Here is a 12,543-nt window from a genome sequence, read left to right as displayed (position 1 = left end):
CACCGCCCGCCTGGGCGAACTGGCCCAGCTGCTGATCGACAACGTCCGCGAGCTGGCCCAGGCCGGCTGGACCCCGGCCACCAGCAGCAACTTCTCCCACCGCCTGGACGACCGCCACGCCGCGATCACCGTCTCCGGCAAGGACAAGGGCCGCCTGATCGAGGACGACATCATGGTGGTGGACTTCGATGGCAAGGCCGTCGGCCGCCCGCTGCGCCCCTCCGCCGAAACCCTGCTGCACACCCAGCTGTACCGCCGCTTCCCGGAAATCGGCTGCGTGCTGCACACCCATTCGCCGGTGCAGACCATCGCCTCGCGCCTGTACGCGCCGCAGGGCCATGTGCACCTGGAAGGCTACGAGCTGCTGAAGGCCTTCGCCGGCAACAGCACCCACGAGATGGCCATCGACGTACCGGTGTTCGCCAACACCCAGGACATGAACGTGCTTTCGCAGCAGGTCGATGATCTGCTCGACCGCCAGAACCTGTGGGGCTACCTGATCGATGGCCACGGGCTGTACGCCTGGGGCCGCGACATGGCCGAAGCGCGTCGTCACCTGGAGGCCTTCGAGTTCCTGTTCCACTGCGAGCTGGAACTGCGCAAGCTGCGCGGCTGAACCCGCGCGCAGGTGCAGATGCCGATCCGGAATCTGCACCCTGCGCCCACCCTGCTACCCTGTCTTTCCCCCGAGACGTTCAAGCTGCCGCCATGAGCCGACTGCGCATCTACGACGACACCCGTCCCGAATCGCCGCTGCTGGACACCCAGGACGGCGCTGTCATCGCTGCCGAACTGAAGCAGATCGGCGTCACCTTCGAGCGCTGGCAGGCCACCGCACCGGTCGCGCCGGGCGCCAGCCAGGATGAAGTGTTCGCCGCCTACCGTGCGGACATCGACCGCTTGGTCGCCGAGCGCGGCTTCAAGAGCGTGGACGTAGCCTCGATCGCCCCGGACAACCCCAACCGCGCCGAGCTGCGCAGGAAGTTCCTCGACGAGCACTTCCACAAGGAAGACGAGGTGCGCTTCTTCGTCGCCGGCTCCGGCCTGTTCACCCTGCACGTGGGCGACAAGGTCTACGAGATCGAGTGCGTGAAGGATGACCTGATCGCCGTGCCCGATGGCACCACCCACTGGTTCGACATGGGCGATGAACCCAGCTTCGTGGCGATCCGCTTCTTCACCGAGCCGGATGGCTGGGTCGGTCACTTCACCGGCACCGACATCGCACAGAAGTTCCCCCGTTACGTACCCACCCAGGCGTCCTGATCCATGCAGCCCCGCGTCATCCTGACCGATATCGAAGGCACCACCAGCAGCATCTCGTTCGTCAAGAACGTGCTGTTCCCCTATGCGCGCCAGGCCTTACCCGGCTTCGTCGCCGAACACGGCCAGGACCCGGACGTGCGCCGCTGGCTCGACGCGGTAGCCGCCGAGATCGGCGGCGCCTGCCAGGACAGCCTGGTGGTCGAAACGCTGCAGGGCTGGATCGACCAGGACCGCAAGCACACCGCGCTGAAGGCCCTGCAGGGCCGGATCTGGGATGCCGGCTACCGTCGCGGCGACTACACCGCGCACTTCTATCCGGAAGTGGCGGCGGTACTGAAGGGCTGGCACGCCTCGGGCCTGCCGCTGTACGTGTACTCCTCCGGTTCGGTGCCGGCGCAGAAGCTGTTCTTCGGTTTCAGCGACGCCGGCGACCTCAGCCCGCTGGTGTCGGGCTGGTTCGATACCGAAGTCGGCGGCAAGCGTGAGGCCGACAGCTATCGCCGCATCGTGCAGGCGATCGGCGTCCCGGCCGGCGAGATCCTGTTCCTGTCGGATGTGGTGGAAGAGCTGGACGCCGCCCGCGAAGCCGGCCTGCAGACCCGCCTGATCGACCGTCTGGATGATTACCCGCTGCCGCGCACCGGCCAGGCCGCCAACGGCCATGAGCGGGTCGAGAATTTCCAGCAGATCCAGCTGTAACTCGAAAAGGGTAGATGCCAACCTTGGTTGGCATGCTCCCGGCGTGCCAACCAAGGTTGGCACCTACCAGAGCAGAATATGCCTGCCCGATGGTCCGGTAGATGCCAACCTTGGTTGGCATACGGCCGATGTGTCAACCAAGGTTGACACCTACCAGAACATGGTTCGCCTGCCCTCAACGATCGTTGAGTGTTTTTACCTTCAACGCTTCTCGCAGCGTCGTCAGATCCACCGGACCACGCACTGCAATGTCCCGGGTTTCACCCGGCAGCAGGTCCAGCAGGTTGTCTTCGATCTGCACATCCAGCGCACCGAAATCGATCCACGTCGCGCGCACGTAAGCCGCGCTTTCCAGCCGTAGTCGATAGTGGTCGCCTTCTATGGACAACGTGGCCTTGAGCTTCTGCCGCGGCAACACCTGGTCCTTGGCCTCGGCGAAACCGACCACCTGCCTCGCGCTCACCTTGCCGTCCTGCAGCAGTTCGAACACCGCCACCGTGCGCTTCGGGTCGGCACCGGCCAGCAGTTCGGCGTCGCGGAAATCACCGATCGAGGTGACACCTTCCCCCGCCAACGTGACCGCCTCCTCACGGCGGCCCAGCACCTTGCCCTCCACGTCCATCACCCGCAGCCGCCAACGTGCCTCCTGCGCGGCGCCATCATTGATCAGGCGCACCCGCGTATTGCCCTCGTCGCGCAGCGCAGCCACCGTCACCGGCGCGAAGAAACGCCGCGCGGCAAAGTGCAGCGCCTTCCAGCGGCCGAAGTAGTCCACGCTGGACCATGAAGCGCCCGGCCAGACATCGTTGAGCTGCCAGTACAGCGAACCCATCGTGTACGGACGCGAGGCCCGATGATGCAGCGCGGCCAACGCGATGCCATCGGCCTGCATCACCTGGCTGAGGTAGACGAAGTCCTCGAAGTCCTTCGGCGTGCCGTACCCCAGCTCGATGTAGTGCAACAGGCGGCTGTTGCCCTCGCCGGCCATGAACTTCTGGTGCGCACGGATCACCGGGCTGTCGATACGCTGCTCGGCGCGGGTGGCGATCTGGTCCACCGTCGCCACCGACGGCCACGCCTGCAGCCCGTACTCGGACATGAAGCGCGGCGTCTCACGCAGGTAGGCCTGCACCGGCAGTGCCGGATTGCCCCAGACCTGCCAGTAATGCTTGTCGCCGCGGGTGGAATCGTTGGCTTTCTCGTCCAGATCATTGCTGGGCGAGCTGGACCAGTACGGCACGCCCAGCCCCTCCTCACCCACCACCTGGCGCAGGTCGTTGCCGAACAGGTCGACATAGCCCTGCCACACCTTCGCTGCAAACGCCGGGTCGGCCGCCTTCAGGTCGCGACCGTGGCCCCAGTCCTTCCAGGCGGTTTCTTCCTCGTTGTTACCACACCACAGCACGATGCTGGGGTGATGGCGCAGCCGGCGCACGTTGTCGCGCGCCTCGGCCATCACGCTGGCACGGAAGGCCGGATCGTAACCCGGCTGCATGCCGCCGCCGAACATGAAGTCCTGCCAGACCAGCAGGCCCAGCTCGTCAGCGATGTCGAAGAACGCATCATCCTCGTAGTAGCCGCCGCCCCAGTTGCGCAGCATGTTCATGTTGGCGTCGCGCGCGGCCGTCAGTACCTGGCGCAGGCGTGCGGCATCGGCGCGCGCGGGGAAGGCATCGAACGGAATGACGTTGGCGCCCTTGGCGAAGATCTCCACACCGTTGATGACGAAGGCGAAGCCCTGTCCACCCTTGCCGTCTTCCTCACGGCGCAGCTCAACCGTGCGCAGGCCGATGCGCTGCTCGCGCACCCGCGTTGCATCGGCGCCATCATCCAGGCGGGCCTGCACGGTGTAGCGGTCCTGTGCACCGTGGCCGACCGGCCACCAGCGCTGCGGCTTGACCAGTTCGACTGGTACTTCGACAGCGTTCTGGCCGGGCTTCAACAGCACCGTGCGCTGCACCTGGGCCACGCTGCGGCCTTGCGGATCGCGCACATCGACATTGACCACCGCAGAACCGGCAGCGTTGCCCTGCTCCACCTGCAGCAACACCGCCAGCTTCGCCTGTTCCGCGCTTAATGCATCGGTGCGCACGGCAAGATCGGTCAGGCGGTGCGCATCCCAGGCCTGCAGGTCGACCCCGCGCCAGACGCCGGCGGTGACATAGCGCGGGCCCCAGTCCCAACCGAAGTGGTAGGCCGGTTTGCGCGCGAAGTTGCCGACCATCGCGTCTTTGGGCTCATCCCCATAGGGCGAAGGATAGTTGCCGGCGATCTTGTGCGGCATCGCCTGCACGCCCGGCAGCAGGGTGCGGATGGGCGATCGGAACACGATCTGCAGTTCATTGCCATTCGCCCGCAGGCGCCGGTCCACGCGCGCACGCCACGTGCGGTGCGCGTTGTCTGCACGCAGCAGCGGCTTGCCGTTGAGGCTGACCTCGGCATAGGTATCCAGCCCGTCAAAGCGAAGCTCGGCATTGGGCTTGGCCAGCGTCGCCGCATCCACGTCGAAGCGGGCGCGGTATTCCCAGGCTGCCAGGCCGATCCACTGCAGCTCCGCCTCGGGCGCACCGACGTACGGATCGCGGATCAGCCCGTGGGCCAGCAGGTCGGTGTGCACGCTGCCCGGCACCTTCGCCGCACGCCACTGCTGCAGGCCCGGATGGGCTGCACCCTGCGCGTCGCCGGGCAGCATGCGGAACTCCCACTGCGCCTGCAACGGGGCCGCCAGTGCAGGGAACACAGAGGTTGCGACCAGCAGCAGGAGCAGGCGGACAACGAGGGAAAGGCGATGCACGGGATGCTCCTGTTTTTCCGCCGGGCCTGGCCCGGCGCTACCTGCAAGTCTGATTCGAGGTAGTGCCGGGCCATGCCCGGCGTACCCATCTCAACGCACGACGTTCAATACTTCGTAGCACGCACCCATGGTGTGGTAATCCACCTTGCCTGCCGGGCTCTTCTCGTCGCTGTACTTGCGGTTGTCGGCATCGAGGATGCGGAACCAGGCACCGTACTGGTGGTCGACGAAGTGCTCCCACGAGTACGCCCAGATGCGCTCGTACCACTGCCAGTAGCGGTCATCGCCGGTGCGCTGGGCCATCAGTGCGGCGGTGGCCAGGGTCTCGGCCTGAACCCAGAAGTACTTGTCGTCGTCGCAGACGAAACTGTCGCCACCGATCGGGGCGCCCTCCATGCCCGGCTGCCGGCGCGATTCCGGCGCGAAGCCGTAGTAGAGGCCACCACGCGCCTCATCCCAGCTGCGGGCCACGGCGACATCGAACAGATGCTGCGCGGTCGCCACCAGCCAATCGGCCTGCACATGGCGGTCCAGGATCAGCAGCAGCTTGGCCCACTCGGTCTGGTGACCGGGCTGGAAGCCCCACGGGCGGAACAAGTGCTTGGGGTCGTCCAGGTTGTAGTCCCAGTCGATCTCCCAGTTCACGTCATAGTGTTCCCAGACCAGGCCACCGGCCTTGGCGGCCTGGCGGCGGGTCATGTTGTCGGCCAGCTGCAGCGCGCGTTCCACATAGCGCTGCTCGCCACTGGCCTCGAACGCCGCCAGCATCGCCTCGCACATGTGCATGTTGGCGTTCTGGCCACGGTAGCCGGTAAAGTTCCACTGGCCATCGGCCTCGTCCTTGTACAGGCCGTGTTCCGGCTCCCAGAAGCGCGCTTCCAGCAGCTGCCAGGTCTCGTCCATCCACGCGCGGGCCTGCTCGATGCCGGCCTTCAACGCACAGCTGTAGGCCAGCAACACGAAGGCCACGCCGTAGCAATGGTTCATGTCGTCCTCGACCTTGCCGTCGCGCAGGGTCCAGGCATAGCCACCGGTAACCGGATTGCGATGCACCTCGCGCAGGTAGCGCACGCCGTGCTCGACCGCGTCGCGGTATTCAGCGTTGCCGAATTCGCGGTAGGCCATCGCGTAGTTGAAGACGAAGCGCGTGCTGCTGACCAGATGGCGATGGCTGGCATCGTAGATGCTGCCGTCATCGCGGAAGTAGTGGAAGAAGCCGCCGTTCGGGTCGATGCAGCGCGGGTGGTAGAACGCCATCGTGTCGGCGATATGCGCACGCAGGAACGCGGGCGAACGGAAATCGGGCGAGGTGTTCATGCGGTAATGTCCTGGGCCTGCAGCAGCTGCTGCACTTCATCGAGCGAGGGCATCGCGGCGAACGCGCCCTTGCGGGTAACAGCCAGCGCGCCGACCGCGGCGCCGAAGCGCAGCGTGGCGGTGATCGCCTCGGGGTCCTGGCAGAACGCGGCAAAGCCTGCGCCCGCCCCGCCACGCTCCAGCAATCCGACCAGCACCCCACCGACAAAGGCATCGCCGGCGGCCGTGGTATCGACGGTGGCTACGCGGAAGCTGGTGACCGTGCCGTGGTTGTCGCGCGTGTACCAGTGCAGCGTGGCCGCACCATCGGTAACGATGACCCAGCGTGCCTGCGCAGCCAGCAGGCGCTTCAGCACCACTGCCTCACCATCGGCACCCAGCGGTGCCGCCAGGTAGTCCAGCTCCTCGCGCGACAGCTTGACCAGGTCGGCACGCTGCAGCGCCTGCCACAGGCGCGGCGTCGGATCTTCGCTGGCCGGCCACAGTGCCGGGCGCAGGTTGAGGTCCAGGCTGACCACCGCACCGGCGGCACGGGCGCGCTCCATGCCGGCGAAGGTCGCCTCGGCGATGGACGGCTCGGTCAGGCTGTTGGAGCAGACGTGGAAGCACTGCGCGCTGTCGAAGCACGCGGCCTGGAAGTCGCTGTCACGGAACAGCAGGTCGGCGGCCGGCGGGCGGTAGAAACTGAAGCTGCGCTCGCCGCTGGCATCCAGCGCGACGAAGGCCAGTGCGGTCTTGGCCGCATCGGTACGCACGATGTAATCCGTGCCTACGCCGTGTTCGACCAGGCTCTCGGCCAGGAAGTCACCAAACATGTCGCGGCCCAGCATGCCGACGAACTGGGTCTTCGCACCCAGTCGCGCTGCCGCCACCGCAACGTTGGCCGGCGCCCCGCCGGCGTACTGCAGGAACGCGCGCGGCGTGTCGGCCGAGGCCGGCGGCTGCGCCAGTAGATCGATCAAAATTTCGCCGAAGCAAACGATGGAACCCATTCCGGACTCAGCCTCCCTGCGTTGCGGAAGCCGGCGTACGTGCGCCGACCAGTCCGTAGAAAATGATGTAGCCGTAGCACAGCAGCGGCAGGATGAAGCTGGCCTGCACACCGATGTGGTCGGCCAGCACGCCCTGCAGGTACGGCACTACGGCACCGCCGACGATGGCCATGATCAGCAGGCTGGAGCCCTTGTTGGTCAGCGGGCCCAGGCGCTCGATGCTCAGCGCGAAGATGGTCGGGAACATGATCGAATTGAACAGGCCGATCGCCACCACCGAGTACAGCGCGATGTTGCCGGAGGTCAGCATGGTCGTGACCAGCAGTGCCACGTTGACCAGCGCGAAGATCGCCAGCAGGCGGCTGGGCGAGAAGCGCGCCAACAGCGCCGAGCCGGCGAAGCGGCCAATCATCGCCATGGTCCAGTAGGCCGACACGTAATGGGTGGCCTCCTGTTCGCTGAAGCCACCGATGTTCGGCATCGACAGGTAATTGACCAGGAAGCTGCCGATCGATACTTCGGCACCGACGTAGAAGAAGATGCCCAGCACGCCCAGCAGCAGGTGGCGCTTGCGCAGCGCATCCAGGTAGCTGTGGCGGTGACCCTGGTCGGCCTGTTCGGTGGCATCGCTCAGTGCCGGCAGGCGGAACAGGAACACGAACAGCGCCAGCAGCACCAGCGCAACGGCCAGGCCCACGTACGGGCCCTGCACGGCCTGCGCCTCGGCGGCGCGGTAGGCCAGCTGTTCGGCGGGCGGCAGCGCGCTCAGTTCATCGGCGCTCTTGACCGTGTTGGACAGGATCAGCATGCCGCCGAAGATCGGGGCGATGGCCGTGCCCAGCGAGTTCAGTGCCTGCGCCAGGGTCAGGCGGCTGGAGCTGGTCTGCTCCGGGCCCAGCAGCGCGACGTAGGGGTTCGCAGCAACCTGCAGCACGGTGATGCCGGTGGCCAGCACGAACAGTGCGCCGAGGAAGGCGCCATACACGCGCAGCTCGGCCGCCGGCCAGAAGCCCAGTGCGCCGATACCGGCGATCACCAGGCCGGCCACGATGCCCTTCTTGTAACCCAGCGCCGCCACCAGGCGGCCGGCCGGCAGCGACATCAGGAAATAGGTTCCGAAGAAGGTGAACTGCACCAGCATCGCCTTGGCGTAGTTCAGCTCGAACACTGCCTTCAGGTGCGGGATCAGGATGTCATTGAGGCAGGTCAGGAAGCCCCACATGAAGAAGATCGTGGTGACCACGGCCAGCGCCTTGCCGTTGGTGACGGCGGGTGCGTTGCCCGAAGAACCCGATGGACGGGGCGTTGCGGAGATCGGCATGCGGTACGCGCCTCGATGCGCGGAAGGTCGTTGTTGCGTGGAAGGGGTACGTGGAAGGAATCAGTTCGGCCGTGCGGCACTGCTTTCGCGGATGCGCAACTGCACCGGCGCCACCGTGCGCCGTGGTGGCGCGTCCGGTTCGTCCAATCGTTGCAGCAGCAGCGCGGCCGCCTGCCGGCCCCGCTCGCGCGGATCGGCGGTGAGCGTGGTCAATGGCGGCACCGCGACCGATGCCTCGGAAATATCGTCGAAGCCGGTCACGGCAAAGTCACCGCCCGGACGAATGCCTCGCGAGTTCAGGCCCAGCATCAGGCCCAGCGCGACGGTGTCGTTGTAGCAGACCGCCGCGCTGGGGCGATGGCCATCGGCAAACAGCTCATCGGTGCGCGCAGCGGCTTCCAGCCGGTTCGGCGCCGACTCGATCATCCAGCCCGGCGGCAGCGACAGGCAGGCCTCGGCCAGCGCCTGCTGGAACCCGGCACGCCGCTGGTGGCACGAGCTCGATGCGGCGTGGCCGCCGAAGAAGGCGATCTGGCGATGGCCGCGCTCGATCAGGTGGCGCGTCGCCAGATAGGCGCCGTGCTGGTTGTCCAGGGTCAGGAAGTCCCAGTCGGCCCCTTCCAGTTCGCGGTTGAACAGCAGCACGTTGGCATTGGCGCCCAATGCCTGGCGCAGCTGCGCGGTGTCGCTGCCTTCGGCCGGCGACAGGATCAGGCCGGCCGGGGTGTGCTCCATCAGCGTGGACAGCACCGCCTGCTGGCGCTCCGGCGATTCGCCGGTGCTGCCGAGCAGGGTCACATAACCACGCCCGCCCAACGCCTCGTCCACGCCGGACGCAAATTCGGCGAAGAACGGGTTGGACAGGTCGTTGATCACCAGCGCGATGCTCGACGAGGTACGACGGCGCAGGTTGGCGGCCGCGCGGTTGTAGACATAGCGCTGCCGGCGCAGCTCGGCCTCGACCTTGGCCCGGGTATCGACATTGACCAGCGGGCTGCCGCGCAGCACCAGCGACACGGTCGCCCGTGACACGCCGATGGCACGCGCGATGTCGGTCACCGTCACTGCCTTGCCGGCGCGTTTGCTGGGACTGCTGCCGTTGTCGTTCATCGTCTTCCCGGACTCCGCTGGAGGCTCAAGCCTAATGGATCAGGGCCGTGTCGTGCCGTGCCGTTCGCTGGGTCACCGCGAACGGCACAGTCCGGCTCAGCGCAGCTGGCTGCCCGGTGCCGCGCACCAGGATACCGGCAGGTCCTTCACCGCCGTGCCCCAGCCCTGCTCCGGCACCTTCGCATCCAGCGCAAAGCGCACGCGCGGGCCCTGCTGCAGGCGGCTCCAGTCCAGCCACACCGCTGCATGTGCCTGGCCATCGACCTGCACGCCCTGCACGTACTGCAGGCGGCGGCCATCGGCGCCCGGCGCGTCGATGCGCAGGGTGCGGCCATTGCCCATGTCCACTTCCACCCTGCTGAAACGCGGGGTGTGCAGCAGGAACTGGCCGCTGCCCGGCACCGCCGGGTACACGCCGATGGCGCTGAACAGGTACCAGGCCGACATCGTGCCGAGGTCGTCGTTGCCGGTCACGCCGTTCGGGGCGTTGGTGAACAGCTGCTGCGCGGCACGCACCACGGCAGCGGTCTTCCATGGCTGGCCGATCAGCGTGTACAGCCACGGCGAGTGCAGGTCCGGTTCGTTGTTCGGGTTGTAGCGGAACTGGTTGTAGTAGCTGTACGGCCCGACCACCCACTCCTTGCGGGCAGCGTTGAGCGGGTCGGCCTGCAGCGCATCCATCGCGAAGAACGCATCGAGGCGGCGACCGGCCTGCTCGCGGCCATCCATCGCTTCGACCAGGCCTGGCACGTCCTGCTGCGCCAGCCACTGGTACTGCCACGCGGTGCCCTCATGGAAGCCATGGTGCGAACGCGGGCTGTAGTGACCATCGGCCGGGGTGTACCACTGGCCGTCCTCGGTACGCGGGCGCGGGAAACCGGTGAAGCCGGTCTCGGCATCGCGCACCTGCGGGTCCCACACCTTGCGCCAGTTGCGGCCGCGCTCACGCAGCGTCGCCGCGTCCTGCGCGTGACCCAGGCCATCGGCCATCTGCGAGAGCGCGCAGTCGGCCAGCGCATATTCGAGCGTCGCCGAGCCACCGTGGTGCGGATCGACGTCCATGCCCTTGGATGGGAACGCACGGTCGTAGACCACGTAACCCTTGTCCAGGTAGGTGGGGTTGCCGGAGCGGCCGGCCATGCGCGAGTTCAACGGCGGCGTGCCGAAGGCGTTGCGGCGCAGCGCATCCCAGGCCTGCGATTCACTGCCCTTGAGCGCACCGAAGCGCCACAGGTCGACCATGAACGGGGTAACCGGATCACCGGTCATGATGTTGGTCTCGAAGTTGGCATAGCCCCAGCGCGGCAGCCAACCGCCCTGTTCGTCAATCGCCAGCAGGGTCCGGCCGATATCGCGCGCCACGTCCGGGCGGGTCAGCGCCAGCCACTGGTTCTGCGCGCGGTAGGTATCCCACAGCGAGAAGTACTCGTAGTAGGTCCAACCATCGGCGCGATGGATGCGATCGTCGTAGCCGCGATAGCGGCCATCAGCATCGTTGCCGGTCATCGGCTGCAGCAGTGCGTGGTAGACCGCGCTGTAGAACACGGCGCGGTCGTCGGCGTTGCCGCCCTGCACGCGCACCCGGCCCAGCTGCTCGCGCCAGGACTGCTGCGACAGGGCACGCATGCGGTCGAAACCGAGCAGCGCCCCACCCTGCATGCCCTCGGCGCGCAGGTTGGTGCGCGCGCCTTCGGCATCCACGTGCGAGATCGCGCTGACCGCCGTCACCGACTGGCCCTTGGCCAGATCGAAGCTGAGCCAGGCGCCATTCGGCTTCTGCTCGCCTTCCATGCTGTGACGCGCACCGGGCAGGCCACCGCCCTCGCCCCAGGTGCCATGCGCCTTGAACGGACGGTCGAACTCGATGCGGAACCAGGTGGTGTACTGGTGGCCGCCACAGAAGCTCTTGGTGACCAGCTTGCCTTCCACCACGCGGTCACCGACCACGTCGACCACGCTGCCGATGACCGAATGGCGCTCGTTGGCCTGTCCGACATTGACCAGCACGTGGCCATCGCCGCTGCGCTGGCTGAAGGTGTAGCGCTCGGCGGCGGCGCGCGTACGCGCGGTGGCCTCGGCGTCGATGCCGCCGTAGCTGGTCAGCCGCACCTTGTAGTAGCCGGCCTGGCCGATCTCGCCGTCATGGGTGTAGTTCGATGCGTAGGCCTTGTGGTCGAACTGCTTGGCGTTGCCGGTATCGAAATCGCCACCGGGGCCGATGCTGCCGGTGACCGGCAGGATGGACACCTGCCCGCCCTGCTCCCAGCAACCGGCGCCGGAGATGAACGAGTGGCCGAACCCGCGGATCTTCTCGTCGTCGTAGCGCCAGCCGGAATAGTGGCTGCCGATCGGGCTGACATGGATCAGGCCAAACGGTGCCGACGCGCCCGGGAAGGTATTGCCGTCGTCCTTGCTGCCGATGAAGGTGTTGACCTCGCGCTCCAGCGCTGCCGGCGCAGCCTGCAGCAGCATCGGCATGGCCGAAAGCGCCAGCAGGCAGGCCAGGCGCGCCAGCGGGCGCGAGGTCGATGGGACGGCGGGAGCGGACGGCACTGGACGCATGTCGGGTTCCTGTAGTCGATGATGCGGAGGCAGACGGCCGGGGCCGTCCGGCACCGTTCCGCTGAGCCCCGCCGTGACCGGCAGAGAGCTCCCCCTGGAATGACGCCCGACCCATTCGACCGTGAATTTAGATCGATTCAAGTAGAGCATGCAGGTTCAGCCGAATGCATTCTGCGGCGCAGCATGAAAGGGGTGTTCGGCAGGGCTGCGCCCTGCACCTGCTACGAGCTGGAGCAACAGCAACAGCAGAAGCCGGTTTCCTGTGGGGAGTCGGGGGGGGGGGGGGGGGGGGGGGGGGGGGGGCCCCCCCCCCCGCGGGGGGGGGGGGGGGGGGGGGGGGGGGCGCCCCCCCCCCCCCCCCCCCCCCCCCCCCCCCCCCCCGCGCCCCCCCCCCCCCCCCCCCCCCCCCCCCCCCCCCGCCGCCCCCCCAGACCCAACAAACTAAAACACACCCACCCACATTTTAGATAAAAAAATACAAA

General features: G+C 67.2%; 9 protein-coding genes. 3 read left to right on the top strand and 6 right to left on the bottom strand.

What is annotated here, in order from left to right:
- The 3 genes from QRO91_RS19405 to mtnC all read left to right on the top strand — a co-directional run.
- Positions 1 to 616, top strand: a 616-nt coding sequence (locus tag QRO91_RS19405) for a methylthioribulose 1-phosphate dehydratase (protein WP_285310525.1), incomplete at its 5' end; no start/stop codon positions are given.
- Between the two features lie 92 nt (positions 617 to 708).
- Positions 709 to 1,266, top strand: coding sequence for an acireductone dioxygenase (locus QRO91_RS19400; protein ID WP_197632618.1), 558 nt, complete (start codon positions 709 to 711; stop codon positions 1,264 to 1,266).
- 3 nt (positions 1,267 to 1,269) lie between these two features.
- Complete coding sequence (gene mtnC / locus QRO91_RS19395) at positions 1,270 to 1,965, top strand: acireductone synthase (protein ID WP_197651196.1); 696 nt, start codon at positions 1,270 to 1,272, stop codon at positions 1,963 to 1,965.
- Positions 1,966 to 2,140: 175 nt separating this feature from the next.
- Here the strand turns inward: mtnC and QRO91_RS19390 are convergent, their stop codons facing one another.
- The 6 genes from QRO91_RS19390 to QRO91_RS19365 form a co-directional block, all read right to left on the bottom strand.
- Complete coding sequence (locus tag QRO91_RS19390) at positions 2,141 to 4,759, bottom strand: glycoside hydrolase family 2 protein (protein ID WP_197651195.1); 2,619 nt, start codon at positions 4,757 to 4,759, stop codon at positions 2,141 to 2,143.
- A gap of 90 nt (positions 4,760 to 4,849) precedes the next feature.
- Positions 4,850 to 6,076 (bottom strand): AGE family epimerase/isomerase, encoded by a 1,227-nt coding sequence (locus QRO91_RS19385; protein WP_049426744.1) that lies wholly within the window; start codon positions 6,074 to 6,076, stop codon positions 4,850 to 4,852.
- On the bottom strand, positions 6,073 to 7,068 hold the full coding sequence (locus QRO91_RS19380; protein ID WP_049426745.1) for a carbohydrate kinase: 996 nt from the start codon (positions 7,066 to 7,068) through the stop codon (positions 6,073 to 6,075). The genes QRO91_RS19385 and QRO91_RS19380 overlap by 4 nt, the downstream gene beginning before the upstream one ends.
- A gap of 7 nt (positions 7,069 to 7,075) precedes the next feature.
- The gene (fucP, locus tag QRO91_RS19375) at positions 7,076 to 8,389 is read right to left on the bottom strand and encodes an L-fucose:H+ symporter permease (RefSeq protein ID WP_049426746.1); all 1,314 of its coding nucleotides are present in this window, start codon (positions 8,387 to 8,389) and stop codon (positions 7,076 to 7,078) included.
- Between the two features lie 60 nt (positions 8,390 to 8,449).
- A complete protein-coding gene (locus QRO91_RS19370) occupies positions 8,450 to 9,499 on the bottom strand; it encodes a LacI family DNA-binding transcriptional regulator (RefSeq protein WP_049426747.1) in 1,050 nt (349 codons plus the stop codon).
- A 96-nt stretch (positions 9,500 to 9,595) separates the two neighbouring features.
- A complete protein-coding gene (locus QRO91_RS19365) occupies positions 9,596 to 12,061 on the bottom strand; it encodes a GH92 family glycosyl hydrolase (protein ID WP_336621524.1) in 2,466 nt (821 codons plus the stop codon).
- Between the last annotated feature and the right edge of the window lie 482 nt (positions 12,062 to 12,543).

Source organism: Stenotrophomonas maltophilia group sp. Smal32 (assembly GCF_030237085.1).
Taxonomy (GTDB): domain Bacteria; phylum Pseudomonadota; class Gammaproteobacteria; order Xanthomonadales; family Xanthomonadaceae; genus Stenotrophomonas; species Stenotrophomonas maltophilia_Q.
This window is presented reverse-complemented; position numbering and strand designations above follow the sequence as displayed.